The following is an 18,242-nucleotide window of genomic DNA, read 5'->3' as shown; positions in this document are numbered from 1 at the left end:
ACCTGAAAATTAAGAATTATTGATTTTTTGTTATGCATGCTGTGTTTTATTGTAAAACAGTAGAGGCGGCATACTGTGATATTTTTAATAATTCAATGAAAGTCGCAGCAGCTTGGAAAAAAGAAAGGACTGAATTGATGCGGGTAATGACCTTAAATACACACAGCTGGATGGAATCAAAGCCTTTGGAAAAACTCGAAGTACTGACAAAAGTAATCCTTGAAAAAGATTATGACTTGATCGCATTGCAGGAGGTTAATCAGCTGACTTCTTCGGAAACTGTTGAAACAGACGCTTATTTTGATACAGGAGCTCTTGCGGAGTATACGATTCATGAAGACAACTTTGCTTTTCTTCTTGCAGAAAAACTAAAGACGGCGGGCACTTTTTATTACTGGTCATGGATGCCTGTGCATCTGGGGTATGGGCAATATCATGAAGGATTGGCACTGTTTTCTAAAGTACCTGTTAAGGCTCAAGGGGCTATTGTTTCAAAGGAAAAAGAGTTTTCTGATTATCGGACGAGAAAGCTTCTTCTGGGCAGAACTGTTTTAGATGGACAAGAGATTCTAGCAATCTGCTGTCACTATTCCTGGTGGTCAGAAGAAACAGCGAAGGGATTCCAATACGAGTGGGGGCAAACACTTAAATTATTGGATAAAATCAAGTGTCCAAAACTTTTATTGGGTGATTTTAATAATCCAGCTGAGTATCAGCAGGAAGGGTATGAGTTAGTAACTAAAAGCTTTTTAGATAGTTATGCAGCTGCGGATACAACGAATAGTGGATTTACTGTATCTAAAGCAATAGATGGCTGGTCCGGTAATCAGCAGCAGCTGCGAATGGACTACATTTTCAATGATGAAAATTTCTATGCCGAAGCCTGTGAAGTTCTTTTTGATGGACGAGGAACCCCGATAATAAGCGATCACTATGGAGTGGAAGCAGAGCTGTTCTTCTCAGAATTAATAGAAAAAGAAAATAATACGGTCAAAGCAGAAGCGGAAAGTCTCTATTAGTTGAATTTCCATATTTTTCGCTAACAATCTTATTATATTAGTCGTTGTCGAAGCTGTTTTGTAAATAAATGAAACACGCTTCGAAATACCGTTAGTTCAAGAATCTTCTATATTAATTTCAAAAATTGGGGGTAAACTCAAATCTATTAGTATTGACAAAGCAACCGTTTGCATTTATTCTTATTAAGATAATGACAGAATTTTCTATAAATAATGAATGATTCTTTAATAATAATAAAGAGGGAAGAACTATGAGTGTGACAATTAAGGATGTAGCCAGAGAAGTAGGGGTGGCGCCTTCAACTGTTTCGAGAACGCTGCAGGATCATCCAAGTATTTCAAAAGAGACGAAAGAGCGTGTAAGAAAAGCCATGGATAAGCTTGGGTATGTTCCAAATGCCTCAGCGCAAAATCTGGCGAAGAAATTTTCCAATACAATTGGCGTTGTCTTCCCTGTTTTATCTTCTGATGACAGGAAGAGCAATCCTTTCTATCTGGAAGCAATTACGGCTATGAATCAGGAGGCGGGGAAGCAGGATGTGACTATCTCATTTGCTTCGGGTGAGACGCAGGAAGAACTGTTGGAAAATGTTCAGCTGATGTATAAACAAAAACGAGTGGATGGTTTTATTCTGCTGTATGTCAGAAAGAATGATCCGGTCTTACAGTATCTGGTTGAACAGAGCATCCCTTATACGGTGATTGGTCAGCCCTATCAATACAGCAACGGCACCAGTTGTGTGGATAATGACAATCAGCTTCTGGGAAGAACAGCCACGCAATATTTGATTGATAAAGGTCACAAAAGAATTTTATTTGTGACCAATTATGAGAAAGAAAATGTGTTTCAGGAACGCTGCTATGGGTATCAAAAATCAATGGAAGAATCTGGTTTAGAGCCATTTCCTTATGCAGTGTTGAAACAGCCGAGTGATTATATAGAATTTGAAGAAACGTTGAAAAAGTTGGAGCCGACAGCCTGTATGGCTATTGATGATATGTTTGCCTTACGTGTAATTCAGCTGGCTAATTTGTATGGCTATAAGGTGCCGGATAATTTATCGGTGATTAGCTTTAATAACTCAATTTTCACCACACTGATTCATCCCTATATCACCTCTATTGATATTCACACGGAAGAACTTGGAAGGATAGCGGTACAACAGTTTATTCAGCAGCTTAAAGCTCCACAGGCAATGAAGCAGAAAGTCCTGATTCCGCATACATTGATTGAAAGGGAGACGGTGTTGGACAGGGCAAAAGCATAAAAAAATTTAGTTGAAAATCCGTGAGTTCAGAAATTTTATTGTCTGGCTTCATGGATTTTTCAGCTTTAGAAGTGGTTGAAAGGTTCTAAGCAATTATCGTTTCCAGCGCCCAACTAATTGTATCATTAAAGACAGTCTGGTATTCCTTTACTGTTTTTTGTTTGTAATCAAGTGATCGCTGATAATTAGCAGCGATACCACGTTCAATATAATTTTGGAACAATGCAGAATCTATCGGAAATATATCTTATCTTGAAAAAGCTGAAAATAAGTAAAATATAAAGATTTAGCAGGGAATCTGAAAGGTGAACGGAAATAATTTCTCTTCAGGTTTCTTTTTTGAGGATACGGCCAAAAGCTGTGTAGATGATTTAATAAATATTTTTTTGTAAAATTGTGTATAACTGAGCATAGATAGAGTAAGATTGTTTTGTATACATGTTTGTTAGCTGTTGGAGAAAGTTGTTTATGAAAGGACAGAAAAAAATGAAGCTGATTTTAGATAATGTAACTAAAGGATTTGATGGGAAAACCGTATTGGAAAGTACTGGCTTTACTTTTGAAACAGGTAAGATTTATGGATTATTAGGACGTAATGGAGCGGGGAAGACAACGCTGTTTAACTGCATCTCCCGTAATCTTGTTCTTGATGGAGGAACAATTGGTGTCGAACGTGATGGAATGATAGATACTGACTATGAAAATACTGAAATCGGATTTGTTTATACACAACCACATTTGCCGGCTTTTATGACCGCTTATGAGTTTGTAAAATTTTTTATTGAGATAAACAGCGCTCGAATAAAAAAGCCAAAAACACCTGAGGCTTATCTGGATTCAGTGGGAATTCAACAGGAAGATCAGCATCGTCTGCTCAAAGATTTTTCTCATGGGATGCAGAACAAAGTGCAGATGCTGGTGACATTGATGATTCAGCCTCCGGTACTGTTGTTGGATGAACCGCTGACATCTTTTGACGTGGTGGCAGCTCACGAAATGAAGGAACTTATTTTAGAGATGAAAAAAGAGTCCATCATTATTTTTTCCACACATATTTTGCAGCTGGCGCAGGATCTGTGCGATGAAGTGGTACTTTTACATCATAAAAAGCTCAGTCCAGTCGATTCTTTCAGAATTCATGATAAAGATTTTGAAGAGGAAATTGTGGATTTGTTATCAGATAAAGCTGCTGAGCAGCCTGTTGAAGAAAGCGGGGAGTGAAGATGAACAGCTTAAAAGTTTTTCTGGGAAATTACTGGTTCTTTAAACAGACTAAAATTGCATCTAAAGTAAACGGTCTTCTTTATTATTTGAAAAAGCTGCCTTTTTTAGGAAAGCATATTCCTATTGAAATTTATAAAAGCTATGGGATCAAAGAGGGGATTGCAATACTGGTTTTGATTTTTGATTATCTAAACAGCTTCTTAGCCAAATTTGTTTGGCTGGGTATGTATTTGGGCTTTGCTTACTTGGTACGAACATTTATTTTTGGAGAGCCTTCAGCGACTTTCTTTGATGTGCAAACAATGAATTTGGGTCTATTCTTTTGGTTCGTTTTCGTACCGATTTTCCTGGGCTTTTACATAGGCTATTCTTTTACAGCAGAGAAGCCGCTGGTTGATTTTATTGAACAATTTGGCTTAGCCAGAACGACCGTCGTTCGAGGAAATATGCTTTTAAACACAGCTATTCAAATGATTGCTTATATTCCGGCAGCGCTGGTTTACGGGTTTATTCTTGGCAACCCCCTGGCAATACTTTTCTTTATTATACTTTCTTATGCAGGGCTTAACTACGCCTTTAGATACTTGGGCCGTATTATTTTTACTTGGAATCTGTCGAAACGTGTCCGTCTCATTTTAGGAACAATTGCGGCTTTTGTGATTTTAGGATTTACTGTGATATTTGTATGGATAAGGCTTTTTGAGATGCTTATACCATTTCTGACGTCAATGATTGGGAATAGCTTATTTTTAATTTTTCTTATAATCGTCCTGTATCAGTTGCTGTATTTCAAAAAGGAAAATGAGTACCTTTTATACTGGATTAACCAGGCAACGATTAGCCTTGAAAAAATAGCAGAGCAGGCAAGTGACAGAAATTCTTATGTTGGTGAAGGTCTTGCTATGCAGAAAAAACTGACAATGACAGCAACTAGCCAGTTTGAGCATTTGAAGGGCAATGAATATTTGAATGCCTTGCTTTTCAGTCGTTACAGAAGTATTTTGAATAAAGCCCTAAGGTTTCGCTTTTACTTTATTGGAGCTGCCTGGGTTCTTGCAATGATTGCCAGCTTTGCGGGGTTGTTTAAACAAGTAACGGCACATGAAATGACGGCGACATTGCCCATCCTCTTTTTTCTGATGTATCTGATGACTTTTGGGAAAAAAGTAGTCCAAATGGTTTTTGTAAACTGTGATGTATCGATGCTGTATTATCCGTTTTATCGGGAGTCAGGGACAATCTTAAGAGGATTTAATTATCGTTTCAGTCAAACATTCTATTACAATGGTATTTTATCTTTAGGGATCTTCAGTGTCTACCTGCTGCTGAGTGCGATGAATCAGTTTTTCCTGACATGGGAGTTTTTTGGAGTACTTATTCTATTGCTTGTATCACTTTCTTTGTTGTTCTCATTTCACGAGCTGTTTGTGTATTATTTGCTTCAGCCGTTTACAGGAGATATGGCAATTTCGAACCCTCTTTATAAAATAATTGCAGGGATTTTCTATGGAGTTTCTTATATGAATACACAGCTCCAAGTAACCGGATTTTATTATGCGCTGGTTGTTTCAGGACTAAGTTTGCTTTATGTAGGAATCGGATTTATTGTTATTTATAAGAAAGCACCTCAAACCTTTAGAATTAAATCCTAGAGAAAGAGAATTGAAGAATAAATATAGGAGGTCGGGACAAAAGCGATCAGCTCCGAGAATTAAGAAGGAATATCCGAAAATTGTCAAGGAACACTATTCATAAAATGAATAGTTGTGAATTGATACCTCCCTGGAGGTCTTCATATTTTCAGGATAGTTCGGCTTAATTCCGAAGGAGTTGCTCCTGCGGTTACTCGTCGCAAAAAGAATTTTTGCTTTTGTACCGCCGTTTATTCGGGTTTAGATATGAAGAGAGTTTGGAACTTTGATTCTGTCCCAAACTCGTTTTTTTGAAGAAAAAATGAACTGAAGCACAAACAGAATAATTGTAAAAAGCGTCTGCTGCTATAGTTTTACAAACAAAAAAAGCCTAACAACATAAATTGTCAGGCTCGAAATTTAATGGTTTAATTAAGCTTTGTTAACGTTAGTCGCTTGAGGGCCACGTTGACCATCTTCGATATCGAAAGTAACTGCTTGACCTTCTTCTAAAGTTTTGAAGCCGTCACCTTGAATAGCTGAGAAATGAACAAAAACGTCGTTTCCGTTTTCAGCTGTGATAAATCCAAAGCCTTTGTCTGAGTTGAACCATTTTACTGTACCTGTTTCCATAATAAAAATCCTCCTTATGTTTCCATAAATATTTTGCAATTACTTGAAGGGTGAAAATGTGGAGGATGTTTACTTTAAAATGAAACAACTACACATATACTACCGAACAAAAACTACATCTATTACTATAACACAGAAACTTTGATTTGCATAGAGAATAGCTGACTTATTAAATTTTTCATTAGTATAAAAGAAGTTTGTTACTATTGTTATTTTTTCTGTTATAATACAAATATGTTAAGCGATAAATATGAAAGCAAAACAGAAATCACATTGATGAAATCTATTCCGAAGGCGCAGTCTTGGAGCTGCATAGATTTGAAAGCAGGAAGGGTTCAAGTTGTATAGATGAGATTGATTTTTCGTTAGCTAATAGATAGTTTTTACCTGATTTTCTAACTAATACAATATTTGATCTACCTTAATAAGAAATAAGAATACTTAACTAGTACCCGGAATACTGACAAACCAGTATTCCGGGTACGTCTAATTTCAGAGGATAATTTATAAACTTTATTTTATAGAAATGTGTAAATAAGCTGTACTATACAAATGAAGAACTATTTTATAGGAAGGAGATGGGGATGTATGATGAAGAATGAAGAAATTCAATTAGTTAAACCACTGACAAATTCGGGACAGGGCTATAATGATGTGAATCAACATGTTGAAAAGTATCGAAACATAGCAGCTCGGGAATGTAGAAAGTAAAATTTTCAGATTAATTCTCAGGATGAATACAAGCCTGATATATTAAAAGACTTGTTTCATCATTTAGGAGTTGGCTGTTATATTGAATCAAATTTCTTTATGAAATTTAAGAAACTATCTGCATAAGAATACTTGTCTAATGAAAAAGAAAGTGTTGTTCCAAGAGATGGATTTATTTTTTTATTATATTTGTAATTGAGCCCAAAATATGTAAAAGGAACTATTTACTTTAAACTGGTGCGAATCGCTCTTTTGCTTTTATATTCCCCATTTTTTAGTGCTTCAGCAGCCGAAAGTAAAATAAACAGTTTCTTTCATTGACAGCTCTTTTTTAAAATAATAAATGTTAAAAAATTTGCAGTATAAAAAAGCAAGCCGCTGATGAATAACAACGACTTGCTTCACTAAGCCTACTTATTCTAATATCGTAAGATTCCCAACAGTGATTTTTCATCTGGTGAAGATGGCTGGTCAAGGACAAAAACATTTCCACCCGTTTCAATCACTTGATAAGCAGTATTGTTTAAAAGCTTGCGGTAATCGAATTCTTTTGATGTCATTTTATTTGTCTCATTCACAAAATTTGATGTTGAAATAAAGAAATGTGACAGACGACCTTCTGCTGCTGCAGGTACAATGTCTACCATTTGATCCAGAAATTTCTTATCCAAAAGCTGATTGTTATTTTGGGTCTGTTGATTTTCCAGCTCCTGATTAATTTTTTTCGCTCCTGCTTTGATGTCTTTTATGGAAGCTTGAGCAGGTGAGAGTGAAACAGAAGGTGAGGCTTTAAAGTACGGATTTTTTGCTACTTTCTTAAATATTGTTTGGTTCTCAGGCAATGCATATAAATAAATTGGAAGTTTATTAGGGTTATCAAAAGCATCTTTTAAATAGGCATCAATTGCCTGATAGTAATTTGTCCAGTCAATTTCCACCTCTTCGTCTTTTGGGTTTACCCCGTGGTAGATAACGCCTTCTTTTCCTGAATTGGCAGCACTGGCACTTCCTCTACTGGAGTAATTTAAGTTTCCACCGGTTAATTCATCACCTAAAGTGCTTACCATGTCAGTCGGTGCAGTTTTAGGAAGCTCGACTGCTGATACTTCATGATTGTTAACCAGATAAATTGACAAGGAATCTCTGTTTAGTGCAAGAAGATAATAGTTATGAGCAAATTGATTATCTTTGATAATACCAAGCAGATAAGGTTTCTTACCAACATAGTACTGATTGTCTACAGGGACATTTTGTTTATAAATAAATGTTTGATCCTTGGTGAATATAATAGTGAGACTTTTGGTATTATTACGCCAGAATGCTGCATCTGCTTCTAATGTATCGATTTTTTCCTGAAATGGTGCCCAGTCAAAGTCGCTGAAACGTTTTTCAAAGCGGGCTTTTGCAGACTTTCCAAGGTTCTTAAAAGCCAGAATATCTTTATTGACATCCTGGTGGGCGACATGCACATTCAATACAAATGTGACAAAAGGACCTTGAATTTTATCCGAGAACAATTCATTAAAACGAGTTTTTCCATTATCTGACATAATCAATTCCTCCTATAGTGAAATGTTTTCTATCTATATAAAAAGTGTAGCATAGAGGGGCTAAAGTAGAAAATGATATGATTAGACATTGAAGATATATATTCTATTCTTTTCTCATGGAAATTTTAATAAATCCATATGGATTCCTCATGTGATTCTCTATGGTTTATATTAGAATTGAGCTATGCCAATTATCCCGAATTGGTTTTTCATACTTACTCCTACCAAGAGTAAATAACAACCTTCATTTCCACCACATTACCCGATGTGGTGGTTTTTTGCAGCTTTTTTTCAAAAGCTTTCTGTCGATGCTTATTTGTGTTTAAAGATTTTTCGGTTTTAATGTTAGTATATTCAATAAATTCTTATATGAAGTCAATTTGATATGCAGCACTTCAAAGCAAGCAATAATGAGTTCTTGTATTTCCAAGATTTTTTGATGGACAGATAAAACTGCCTCTATAGGGATTCTCTCTAATTAGAATAGAAAGTCATCCGTAATTTTTTCGCAAATCTCCGTTCTTATGTTTTGATTCTTTGAGTATTTGAAGATAGTCTCAGAAGCAGTTCATTCTGCACCTCTCACAGGTAATTTTCTTTATCATAAATTATACTATATTATTATTTAATAAATACGCAGGAATATTACTGCTCAGTTATTTTTGAATCAATGTTTTTTTACTTCAAATCAATCCTGTACTAAAATGTTTTTTTTCTGTTATACTTTTAAATAGAAGATTGAATGAACGAAGAGATCGTTATTTCTAAAGTGAAGAAGGGAGAATTAATAATGAAGTTGATTTTTCATGGACATTCTTGTATAGAAATACAACTGGACGATGGAACCAATATACTGTTGGACCCCTTTATTACCGGGAACCCTGTATCAGATTTAATTGCTGATGAAGTGGAAACAGATGTAATTCTTGTTACACACGGACACGATGATCATATTGGCAACATGATTCCTGTCGGGAAACGAAATAATGCGAAAGTAGTAAGTATAGTGGAGATTGCTGAATTTGCTGCTGAACAAGGACTTTCCAGCCATGGAATGAATCTGGGAGGGAAATATGATTTTCCATTTGGACGAGTGACATTTGTCCCGGCGTTACACAGCTCCTGCTACAAGTTTGAGAATCAGAAGCTGTATATGGGAGAACCTGCTGGAATTATTTTTCAGGCTGAAGGAAAGACAATCTATCATGCGGGAGATACTGCACTTTTTTCAGATATGAAGTTGTTGGGTGAGCTGTATGAGATTGATGTGGCTTTTCTGCCGATTGGCGATAATTTTACAATGGGACCGGAAACAGCTGTGATTGCCGCAGATTATTTAAAAGCAAAAATAGTCGTGCCGATTCATTACAATACGTTTGACTTAATAAAGCAGGATGCGGAAGCCTTTGTTCAGAAGTTGAAAAACAACTCAGGGAAAATATTGGCAGTCGGTGAAATGATTGAACTCTAGGAGGATAATATGGCGACAAAACATGATCAGATTTTACAGCATATTGAAGGTTTACCGATTGGCGATAGAATTTCAGTAAGAAGTATTGCAAAAAATCTTGGTGTCAGTGAAGGAACCGCCTATAGGGCAATCAAAGATGCTGAAAACATAGGGCTTGTTTCAACTATTCAGCGGGTGGGAACAATTCGTATTGAACGTAAGCTGAAAAAGCATATTGAAAAATTAACCTTTGGTGAAGTTGTTCGAATCATTGAAGGCGATGTTCTGGGAGGTTCAGGCGGCTTAGATAAAGTTCTCAACAAGTTCGTTATTGGAGCTATGACCAAGAAGGCGATGCTGCGTTATATCACTCCCGGCTCCCTGATGATTGTAGGAAACCGGGATGAAGTACAGAAATTGGCTTTGGAAAATGGCGCAGCGGTCCTGATTACTGGTGGTTTTGATACAACAAAGGAGATTGAAAAGCTGGCTGATGAATTGGAAATGCCGGTTTTACGGACTACTTATGATACATTTTCAGTAGCAACTATGATCAATCGGGCTTTAAGTGATCAGTTGATTAAAAAGGATATTATGCTGGTCAGTGATATCTATACAACACTTGAAAAAACTAATTATTTAACAGTATCCAACACAGTAGCAGACTACAAGCATTTGTCAGAGGAAACGAAACATTCCCGATTTCCTGTTGTAAATAAGAATATGCGTCTGGTGGGCATCATTACAGCAAAGGATGTAATCGGAAAAAATGATACTATGCTGATGGACAAAGTTATGATAAAGGAACCAATTGTTGTTAAGAAAACAATGAGTGTAGCTAGTGTCAGTCATCAGATGATTTGGGACGGACTGGAGGTCATGCCGGTTGTCAAAGATGATTTTTCCTTGGTGGGTCTGGTTTCCCGTCAAGATGTGATGAAGGCAATGCAGCTGGTACAGCGGCAAACTCAAATCGCAGACACGATTTCTGATCAAATTTCAGGAGAAATTGTGACTGTAGAAGAACAGAGTCCTGAAACCGGGAAGCTTGAAACTCCGTCTTTTAAGTTCCGGGTAACACCGCAAATGGTTAATAGTGTTGGGACGATTTCTTTTGGTGTTTTAAGTGAAATTATTTCAAATGTAACACAGCGGACAATGGTCGTGAACCAGAAAAGAAACGTACTAATTGAACAGATTAACCTTCATTATTTACGTCTGATTCAGCTGGAAAGTGATTTGAATATCCGTCCAAAAATATTGGAATTAGGAAGACGTTCCGCAAAACTGGATGTGGAAATTTATCTGGAAAATGCAATCGTGGCTAAAGCCATTGTTGTCTGTCAGGTTATGGAACGATCGTAGGAGGGGAAGTAGCAGTATGAGTGTGAGAAAGGATATTTTCTCAACAATAAAGAACTATGAAACGATAATTATTCATCGGCATCAGCGGCCGGACCCAGATGCAATCGGCTCTCAGGTTGGATTTGCAGAAATTCTTCGTGCCAGCTATCCAGAAAAACGAGTGTATCAGGTGGGAGGAGCTGTCGAAGGACTTGAATTTTTAGCAGAAATGAATGAAATTGAAGATAGCATTTATAAAGATGCGCTGGTTATTGTTACAGACACAGCAAATTCGCCAAGAATCAGTGATGATCGCTATTCTTTGGGGGATAAATTAATCAAAATAGATCATCATCCGAACGATGAACCTTACGGAAATCTTGTTTGGGTAAATACCGAAGCCAGCAGCTGCAGTGAGATGATTGTTGATTTTTATGATGAGTTTCAAGATGAGCTGGTAATGACAGATAATGCCGCACGATTGTTATATGCGGGAATTGTAGGAGATACAGGACGATTTCTTTATCCGGCAACAACGCCTCACACACTGGAAACAGCAGCTGAGTTGAGAGGCTATTCTTTTGATGCGACCGGTCTTAACCGTAAGCTGGAGGAGATGTCTTTATCTGTTGCCAAGCTTGCCGGATACGTTTATCAAGCGTTGGCTGTTGACGAGCAGGGAGCGGCTCAGGTGATTATTTCCAATGAACTTTTAAATGAAAATGGCATTGTTGATGCACAAACAGCAGCTATCGTAGCTTTGCCTGGTGCTATTGATGAAGTACTTGCATGGGGGATCTTTGTTCAGCAGCCTGAAGGCTATTATCGCGTACGGTTGCGCTCCAAAGGTCCTGTAATAAATGAAATTGCCAAGCGGCATCATGGCGGCGGACATCCGCTGGCAAGCGGCGCAAATGCCAGAGATATGGAAGAAGTCAATGTCATCTATCGGGAAATACAGGCGATCTGTAAGGCATTTCGCAAACAGCAGATAAAATAGGGTTGTTTAAAAATTAGCATTTTTAAAAGAAGAAAATTGATAAGCTTGTGCAATATATACTGAAAAAAGAACATTTTTGGAGTAGTCGATAAATTATTCTCTTAGAGCAGTTTTTATTTTAGTAAAGTAATAAGAAGTGTAATTTATTTCTATCTTTCATTTTTCAGTTAAGTAAGCTAAACTTATACGGGTATTGGTTTAAAGAAGGGTCTTGAACCAAAAAGGATTAGTTATTACAGCGCTAATCTCAATAAATACGAATAGCCCGCTGCATAGAAGCAAGTGGAGACTGACTGAAAGAGGAGATAAAATGGATACTTTGCCAAATTGCCCGGAGTGCGGGTCCGCGTATACTTATGAAGATAGGGGAATGTTGATTTGTCCGGAATGCGGTCATGAATGGACTGTCGGTGAATCAGTGGAGGAAACGGGGCTTGTTGTTAAGGATTCCAATGGGAATGTCCTTGAAGACGGCGACACGGTGACAGTCATTAAAGATTTAAAAGTGAAAGGAGCCAGCGGAGCTATCAAGCAAGGAACAAAAGTCAAAGGGATTCGTCTGGTTGAAAGCAGCGACGGCCACAATATTGACTGTAAAGTAGATGGTTTTGGACCGATGAAGCTGAAGTCTGAATTCGTGAAAAAAGCTTAATAAAAAAATCCTTCCTGCTAAACAGCGTGGAAGGATTTTTTTAACAAGTTAATCATAGAATTGTTTAGAAGCAAAAAAAATGGTAATTTAATTGTCAGTCAATTCTATTTCATAACAGCTCTACTTTTGCTCAGGATGTCCATGTTTTCTCGATTGTTGGAATAGATAAATCCGTTTAATTCCCCGCCCGCTGTTAAGTATGACTAAAAGAATACCAATAATTAAAGGCAGCCATAAAATTTCGGGAGGATAACCATAAAGTTTATAGGTATCTATGTTGGAAGTCCAAAGGGTTTGCTGCACCTGAAAGCTGAACAGGGTCATAAATGTAGAAATCAGTAAAAGAATGAATCCTATATAGTAATGAATGCTTGTTTTTATTCTGACTAATTCGAAAAAAAGATATAAAATCATTAAAAATATCGGTACACCAAATGCAAAATAGCTGTTTAGCATAATCTATCCCTCCCTTTTCTCTATAATAACTTTAACCAGTATATTTTTCAAAAATTACTTTCTTTCAACAATCATCAGAAATGACAAAAGTACATTTATTCTATAGACTGTAGAGGAGAAAGTGGGGAAGATACAATGTATATTTACGCAGGACCAATTAGGACAGCACTGATTATTTTTCCTTTTTTGGCATTTGCGATATCCTTTATTTTTATTATCTATGAATATCGAAAGTATGGTACGTTTCTTTTTTGGAGGGCACTTATTTTATATTCATTCGTATTCTATGTGCTGTGTGCTTATTTTCTGGTGATTCTGCCATTACCGCCTAGGGAAGAAGTGGCACATTATACCAGTCAGATCATTGAACTGCGTCCGTTTTATACCGTTGTTCGTTTTTTTACTGAAACAACCTTGGTTTTAGGCGATCCAAATACTTATATACCTGCTATGAAACAGGGGGTAGTTCTTGAACCGCTTTTCAACATCGTACTTTTAGTACCATTAGGTATTTATCTACGCTATTATTTTAAATTTTCATTTAAAAAAGTCGTTCTGACAGGTTTTCTTCTGTCATTGTTTTTTGAGCTGACACAGCTTAGTGGACTGTATTTTATATATCCTCGTTCTTATAGGCTGGCAGACGTAAATGATCTGATCAATAACACATTGGGAAGTATGATTGGATATGCCATTACTCCTTTGTTTACTTTTTTGCTGCCAAGCAGAGAAGAGATTGATGAAGAAGCATATAGAAAAGGAGCACAGGTGACGGTTTTCAGGCGGCTGTCTGCTTTCGCTATTGACTGGTTTCTAATAGGTATTGTTCAAGCCATTATTACGACAGTCCCTCGCTTTAGCAGTCAATATCGGATGTGGGACGATCAGGTACATCTTTCTGACAATCGAATTTGGTTTTTTCCAATTGTCTTAATTGTCTTTATGCTAATTCCGACATTCACGAATGGTCAGACTATGGGAAAAAAGATTGTAAAAATCAGGATTGTGGAAGAAGGGAAAGCTAAAATCAGTTTTCAGGCGCTGTTTTTACGCTATGGTTATCTGTATTATATTTTTCAGTTGAGCAGTATCTATGCTTCTTATGCTGATGTATGGTTAAATTCAGCGAATCCAATACTTCAAGCCGTGAGCTTGATTCTGTTTATTTTCAGTCTGATTATTATTCTAATGTTCATATTCAGTATTGGTTATTCAATTTTGAAAAAGCAACGGCAGTTTTTTTATGAACGGGCCAGCCACACGTATACAGTCAGTACAATTACACCAAATAAAAAGTTTGAAAAAAGCACAGAGGAAGTATAGATTTTGTGTTATAATGCTTGAGGGCTAACGTAGAAAAAAGAAAAGAGGTGGGGAAAATGAGTTCATTCGAACAATTTCAATTTCAACCATTTATCATGAAAGCTTTAGAAGAAAAAGGCTTTAAAGAGCCGACAGAAGTACAGGAAAAACTAATTCCTGTAATCAACAAAGGAAAAAGTGTGGTAGGTCAATCACAAACCGGCAGCGGCAAGACACATACCTTTTTACTGCCGTTAATGGATAAAATCGATCCGACTCTTGATGAGGTTAGTGTAGTCATTACAGCACCCAGTAGAGAGCTGGCTGGTCAAATCTATCGTGAAGCGGTGCAAATCGCTCAGTTTAGTCAACCGGAAATACGTGTAACAAATTTTGTCGGCGGTACAGATAAGCAGCGTCAATTGGCTAAGCTTGGAAATCAGCAGCCTCATGTGGTCATTGGTACGCCGGGACGTATTTTAGATATGATTAATGAACAAGCGTTAAAAGTGCATACTGCATCTGCTTTTGTTGTCGATGAAGCAGATATGACGCTGGATATGGGCTTTCTTGAAGAGGTGGATCAAATCGCAGGAAGACTGCCTGCTCATCTGCAAATGATGGTTTTTTCAGCGACTATTCCAGAAAAATTGCGTCCATTCCTTAAAAAATACATGGAGAACCCAGTCGTTGAACATATTAAACCAAAAGCCGTTATTTCTGAGACGATTGATAATTGGCTGATTTCGACAAAAGGAAAAGACAAAAATCGCCTGATTTATCAGCTGCTAACAATAGGTCATCCCTACTTGGCAATTGTTTTTGCCAATACAAAACAGCGTGTGGATGAAATCACTGAGTTTTTAAAAGGACAGGGATTGAAAGTAGCAAAGATTCATGGAGATATTACGCCCAGAGAGCGGAAACGTGTGATGCGTCAGGTTCAGAATCTGGAATTCCAGTATGTTGTGGCAACAGATTTGGCTGCCAGAGGAATTGATATTGAAGGTGTATCACATGTAATTAATGCAGAAATTCCTGTAGAATTGGATTTTTTCATTCATCGGGTAGGGCGGACTGGAAGAAACGGCTTGGAAGGTACAGCGATTACGTTGTACGAGCCATCTGATGATTATATGATTACTCAGATTGAACAGTTGGGAATAAGCTTCCATCCTAAAGAAATTAAAAATGGCGAGATTGTAGAAACTTATGATCGTAACCGTCGTACAAAACGAGTGAAATCAAAAGATGAGCTTGATCCAACATTGATTGGCTTGGTGAAAAAGAAGAAGAAGAAAATCAAACCAGGCTACAAAAAGAAGATTGATCGTGCGATTTCGGCCAGCAATAAACAGAAACGTAAAGTTGAACGCCGACAGCAAACGCGTACAGCGAGAAAATCAAAAAAGAATTCAAATCAGTAAACTATTACAAACCTGAAGAGTCTGCGGCACTAGATGTCTGAGGCTCTTCATTTATTGTGGAAGAATGTTCGTTTTAGCAATTATTCAAAAGAGAGGCATGTTGAATTTTTTTGGGGGGATGAGCTTTGCGACAGAAAGCTTTTTATAGATTTTCAACAATGTTTTCTTCAAGTGTTCTATGCTATAATAACCAAGTTAGCATGTAAATGGAGGAAAAAATAAAATGGATGGAATCTTGCCCTTGTGGAAAGAAAAAGGAATGACCAGTCATGACTGTGTCTTCAAACTGCGAAAAATTTTACATACAAAAAAAATTGGACATGGCGGTACATTAGACCCTGATGTTTCAGGGGTTTTGCCGATTTGTATTGGTAAAGGAACCAAAGTCATTGAATATATGGTAGATTCCGGTAAAACCTATGAGGGAGAGATTACACTGGGCTTTTCTACAACAACGGAAGATGCCGGAGGAGAAGTGGTTGAACAGGAAATTATTGCAAAGCCATTTTCGCTGGAGGAGATTGATCAAGCGATGAAGCAGCTTACAGGTGAAATCACGCAGATTCCACCAATGTTTTCTGCTGTAAAAGTAAATGGAAAACGACTATATGAGTATGCTAGAAATGGTGAAGAGGTAGAGCGTCCGGAAAGAAAAGCGATGATTCATTCCTTCAAACGGACAAGCGTACCGATGTTTAATAAAGAAGAGGGAACACAGTCATGGACCTTTGAAGTTGTTTGCGGCAAAGGGACTTATGTCCGAACGCTTTCGGTGGATACCGGGAAAGTTTTGGGAGTTCCAGCACATATGTCTGAACTGGTTCGAACAGCCAGCGGCGGTTTGAAAGCAGAGCAATGCGTAACGTTGGCAGAAACTGCTGAAAAAAAAGAGCTGGGAAAAATTGATGACATCCTATTGCCCATAGAGATAGCAGTTGCTGAATTTCCAAGAGTCGATTTGACGGATAAGCTCTATGCCAAAGTGAAAAATGGTGTGTTTTTATCGCTTCAGGAATTGAAGCTTAATAAAATGCCTGAGGACTTAATTGCGCTGTATTATCAAGATTTGGTAGTCAGTTTATATAAACAGCATCCAGAAAAAAAAGAGTTGTTAAAGCCAAGTAAAGTACTTAGAAATAATTAAATAGAAGGAAGATTTGTCTTATGAAAATTGTTTCCATTCGTCACCCCTATGATCCGGCACAGATACCTGCTGATAATGTGGTAATGGTATTAGGCTTTTTTGATGGCGTTCATCAGGGACATCAAAAGGTAATTGAAACAGGCCGAAAAATTGCAGATGAAAGAGGTTTGAAGCTGGCAGTCATGACATTTAATCAGCATCCCTCCATTGTATTTCAAAAAGTAAAGCCAAATGAAATGAAATATTTGACTAGTCTTAAACAAAAAGAAGAACGAATGGCTGCTTTGGGGACTGATATCCTTTATGTTATTGAATTTACTTCTGATTTTGCGCATCTCAAACCACAGGATTTTGTAGATCAGTATATTGTTGATTTGCATGCTAAAGTAGCTGTTTCAGGGTTTGATTATACGTATGGACCAAGAGAAATCGCTGATGTGATGCATTTTCCGATATATGCCAAAGAACGTTTTGATATCATAACTGTTCAGCGTGAAGAGATGGACGGAGAAAAAATCAGCTCTACCAGAATTCGGGAAATGATGGATTTTGGGGATATGGAAGAAGTTGCTGATTTATTGGGCTATGTGTATGAAATTGAAGGTACAGTTGTTCATGGAGATGCTAGAGGGCGGCTGCTTGGATTTCCTACTGCGAATATTCGTGTGAAAAGCACTGTTCGACTGCCTCGTATCGGGGTATATGCCACACAGATTAAAATCGGTGAACATTGGTATGTTGGAATGGGATCAATCGGTCATAATGATACATTTGGTGACGGGCGCGAGCTGACTGTGGAAGTTTATATTTTGGATTTCCACAAGGACATCTATGGGGAGCAGGTTGTTGTTCGTTGGAATCATTACCTGCGTGACCAGGTAAAATTTGATGGAGCTGAACAGCTGATTGAACAGCTGAAGCAGGATGAGCAGGATACAGCTGACTATTTTAAAAACAGACATAGTAATTCATAATTAAACGAAGTATATTCAATCAGTTTAATTCAAAAATAAAATCGAAAAAGCAAACAGGCTGACTCGTTGAATTGGTATGCTCCCAACATAGTAGACACTAGAAAAAACAAAATTTCTAATCTACTATGATGGGAGTTTTTGTATGCGCCGATAGTAAAATTTAGTGTAGAAGAAAAATTATTTTCCGTTCATCAGGTCCTTCAGTCAAGGATCTCTACCAATGCAGAGGCTAAAAGAATTGATGTGGCAAATGAGACCTTGAAAGACTGGATTCGTAAATATGAAGCAGGCGGAGTTGAACGAGGTTGTGACAGAAGTGTTCTGTCTCAAGAACCAGGTAGGTATCATGCATCATCTACTCTGACGAGTCAATCGTAGTGATTTATTTCCAGAACTGCTGTCTCTACGAGTCTAACGATTCTCGAGACAAAACATTACGCTGCAGCCATTTTTCTGC

Annotated in this window: 17 protein-coding genes; 14 read left to right on the top strand and 3 right to left on the bottom strand. The window is 37.4% G+C overall.

The features are described from left to right. The first annotated feature begins 32 nt into the window (after positions 1-32). From LI951_RS03330 to LI951_RS03315, 4 genes are all read left to right on the top strand, one after another. Positions 33-1,019, top strand: a complete 987-nt coding sequence (locus tag LI951_RS03330; protein WP_229441253.1) for an endonuclease/exonuclease/phosphatase family protein — start codon at positions 33-35, stop codon at positions 1,017-1,019. A gap of 251 nt (positions 1,020-1,270) precedes the next feature. Next, positions 1,271-2,287: a LacI family DNA-binding transcriptional regulator gene (locus LI951_RS03325; protein WP_229441252.1), complete on the top strand. Its 1,017-nt coding sequence runs from the start codon at positions 1,271-1,273 to the stop codon at positions 2,285-2,287. 486 nt (positions 2,288-2,773) lie between these two features. Then, positions 2,774-3,508, top strand: coding sequence for an ATP-binding cassette domain-containing protein (locus tag LI951_RS03320; protein ID WP_202068188.1), 735 nt, complete (start codon positions 2,774-2,776; stop codon positions 3,506-3,508). A 2-nt stretch (positions 3,509-3,510) separates the two neighbouring features. Beyond that, positions 3,511-5,163 (top strand): hypothetical protein, encoded by a 1,653-nt coding sequence (locus LI951_RS03315; RefSeq protein WP_229441251.1) that lies wholly within the window; start codon positions 3,511-3,513, stop codon positions 5,161-5,163. Between the two features lie 411 nt (positions 5,164-5,574). Here the strand turns inward: LI951_RS03315 and LI951_RS03310 are convergent, their stop codons facing one another. Continuing rightward, a complete protein-coding gene (locus tag LI951_RS03310; RefSeq protein WP_086275065.1) occupies positions 5,575-5,775 on the bottom strand; it encodes a cold-shock protein in 201 nt (66 codons plus the stop codon). A 588-nt stretch (positions 5,776-6,363) separates the two neighbouring features. On the opposite strand from LI951_RS03310, the gene LI951_RS15060 reads away from it, so the two are divergent. Then, complete coding sequence (locus LI951_RS15060) at positions 6,364-6,486, top strand: hypothetical protein (protein ID WP_267491683.1); 123 nt, start codon at positions 6,364-6,366, stop codon at positions 6,484-6,486. Positions 6,487-6,905: 419 nt separating this feature from the next. Here LI951_RS15060 and LI951_RS03305 read toward each other — a convergent pair whose 3' ends face one another. Further along, complete coding sequence (locus LI951_RS03305; protein WP_229441250.1) at positions 6,906-8,036, bottom strand: hypothetical protein; 1,131 nt, start codon at positions 8,034-8,036, stop codon at positions 6,906-6,908. 790 nt (positions 8,037-8,826) lie between these two features. On the opposite strand from LI951_RS03305, the gene LI951_RS03300 reads away from it, so the two are divergent. From LI951_RS03300 to LI951_RS03285, 4 genes are all read left to right on the top strand, one after another. Next, positions 8,827-9,507: a metal-dependent hydrolase gene (locus LI951_RS03300; RefSeq protein WP_229441249.1), complete on the top strand. Its 681-nt coding sequence runs from the start codon at positions 8,827-8,829 to the stop codon at positions 9,505-9,507. Positions 9,508-9,516: 9 nt separating this feature from the next. Then, positions 9,517-10,851, top strand: coding sequence for a DRTGG domain-containing protein (locus LI951_RS03295; protein ID WP_202068180.1), 1,335 nt, complete (start codon positions 9,517-9,519; stop codon positions 10,849-10,851). 16 nt (positions 10,852-10,867) lie between these two features. After that, the gene (locus LI951_RS03290) at positions 10,868-11,830 is read left to right on the top strand and encodes a DHH family phosphoesterase (RefSeq protein ID WP_229441248.1); all 963 of its coding nucleotides are present in this window, start codon (positions 10,868-10,870) and stop codon (positions 11,828-11,830) included. A gap of 310 nt (positions 11,831-12,140) precedes the next feature. Beyond that, positions 12,141-12,482: a zinc ribbon domain-containing protein YjdM gene (locus LI951_RS03285; RefSeq protein ID WP_229441247.1), complete on the top strand. Its 342-nt coding sequence runs from the start codon at positions 12,141-12,143 to the stop codon at positions 12,480-12,482. 120 nt (positions 12,483-12,602) lie between these two features. Here LI951_RS03285 and LI951_RS03280 read toward each other — a convergent pair whose 3' ends face one another. Then, positions 12,603-12,938: a hypothetical protein gene (locus LI951_RS03280; RefSeq protein WP_202068183.1), complete on the bottom strand. Its 336-nt coding sequence runs from the start codon at positions 12,936-12,938 to the stop codon at positions 12,603-12,605. A gap of 135 nt (positions 12,939-13,073) precedes the next feature. On the opposite strand from LI951_RS03280, the gene LI951_RS03275 reads away from it, so the two are divergent. From LI951_RS03275 to LI951_RS03255, 5 genes are all read left to right on the top strand, one after another. Beyond that, positions 13,074-14,261 carry a VanZ family protein gene (locus LI951_RS03275; RefSeq protein WP_229441246.1) on the top strand — a complete coding sequence of 396 codons (1,188 nt, stop codon included), beginning with the start codon at positions 13,074-13,076 and terminating at the stop codon, positions 14,259-14,261. A gap of 56 nt (positions 14,262-14,317) precedes the next feature. Further along, the gene (locus tag LI951_RS03270) at positions 14,318-15,667 is read left to right on the top strand and encodes a DEAD/DEAH box helicase (RefSeq protein ID WP_229441245.1); all 1,350 of its coding nucleotides are present in this window, start codon (positions 14,318-14,320) and stop codon (positions 15,665-15,667) included. Between the two features lie 223 nt (positions 15,668-15,890). After that, positions 15,891-16,811: a tRNA pseudouridine(55) synthase TruB gene (gene truB / locus LI951_RS03265; protein WP_202068931.1), complete on the top strand. Its 921-nt coding sequence runs from the start codon at positions 15,891-15,893 to the stop codon at positions 16,809-16,811. Positions 16,812-16,831: 20 nt separating this feature from the next. After that, positions 16,832-17,785, top strand: coding sequence for a riboflavin biosynthesis protein RibF (ribF, locus tag LI951_RS03260; protein ID WP_202068929.1), 954 nt, complete (start codon positions 16,832-16,834; stop codon positions 17,783-17,785). Positions 17,786-17,923: 138 nt separating this feature from the next. After that, positions 17,924-18,163 (top strand): transposase, encoded by a 240-nt coding sequence (locus LI951_RS03255; RefSeq protein ID WP_229441244.1) that lies wholly within the window; start codon positions 17,924-17,926, stop codon positions 18,161-18,163. Positions 18,164-18,242 lie beyond the last annotated feature (79 nt).

It is taken from the genome of Enterococcus sp. BWT-B8, from assembly GCF_020567625.1.
Classification (GTDB): Bacteria; Bacillota; Bacilli; order Lactobacillales; family Enterococcaceae; genus Enterococcus_L.
The sequence above is the reverse complement of the archived record's forward strand: the minus strand, read 5'-3'. Positions and strand labels throughout refer to the sequence as shown.

What these genes read in the sequence shown, in the direction of transcription:
- LI951_RS03300 (WP_229441249.1), top strand. Translation starts at nt 8,827, where the DNA reads ATGAAGTTGATTTTTCATGGACATTCTTGTATAGAAATACAACTGGAC.
- LI951_RS03285 (WP_229441247.1), top strand. Translation starts at nt 12,141, where the DNA reads ATGGATACTTTGCCAAATTGCCCGGAGTGCGGGTCCGCGTATACTTAT.
- LI951_RS03310 (WP_086275065.1), bottom strand. Translation starts at nt 5,775, where the DNA reads ATGGAAACAGGTACAGTAAAATGGTTCAACTCAGACAAAGGCTTTGGA.
- LI951_RS03325 (WP_229441252.1), top strand. Translation starts at nt 1,271, where the DNA reads ATGAGTGTGACAATTAAGGATGTAGCCAGAGAAGTAGGGGTGGCGCCT.
- LI951_RS15060 (WP_267491683.1), top strand. Translation starts at nt 6,364, where the DNA reads ATGATGAAGAATGAAGAAATTCAATTAGTTAAACCACTGACAAATTCG.
- LI951_RS03320 (WP_202068188.1), top strand. Translation starts at nt 2,774, where the DNA reads ATGAAGCTGATTTTAGATAATGTAACTAAAGGATTTGATGGGAAAACC.
- LI951_RS03330 (WP_229441253.1), top strand. Translation starts at nt 33, where the DNA reads ATGCATGCTGTGTTTTATTGTAAAACAGTAGAGGCGGCATACTGTGAT.
- LI951_RS03275 (WP_229441246.1), top strand. Translation starts at nt 13,074, where the DNA reads ATGTATATTTACGCAGGACCAATTAGGACAGCACTGATTATTTTTCCT.
- LI951_RS03270 (WP_229441245.1), top strand. Translation starts at nt 14,318, where the DNA reads ATGAGTTCATTCGAACAATTTCAATTTCAACCATTTATCATGAAAGCT.
- LI951_RS03315 (WP_229441251.1), top strand. Translation starts at nt 3,511, where the DNA reads ATGAACAGCTTAAAAGTTTTTCTGGGAAATTACTGGTTCTTTAAACAG.
- truB (WP_202068931.1), top strand. Translation starts at nt 15,891, where the DNA reads ATGGATGGAATCTTGCCCTTGTGGAAAGAAAAAGGAATGACCAGTCAT.
- LI951_RS03280 (WP_202068183.1), bottom strand. Translation starts at nt 12,938, where the DNA reads ATGCTAAACAGCTATTTTGCATTTGGTGTACCGATATTTTTAATGATT.
- LI951_RS03305 (WP_229441250.1), bottom strand. Translation starts at nt 8,036, where the DNA reads ATGTCAGATAATGGAAAAACTCGTTTTAATGAATTGTTCTCGGATAAA.
- LI951_RS03290 (WP_229441248.1), top strand. Translation starts at nt 10,868, where the DNA reads ATGAGTGTGAGAAAGGATATTTTCTCAACAATAAAGAACTATGAAACG.
- LI951_RS03295 (WP_202068180.1), top strand. Translation starts at nt 9,517, where the DNA reads ATGGCGACAAAACATGATCAGATTTTACAGCATATTGAAGGTTTACCG.
- ribF (WP_202068929.1), top strand. Translation starts at nt 16,832, where the DNA reads ATGAAAATTGTTTCCATTCGTCACCCCTATGATCCGGCACAGATACCT.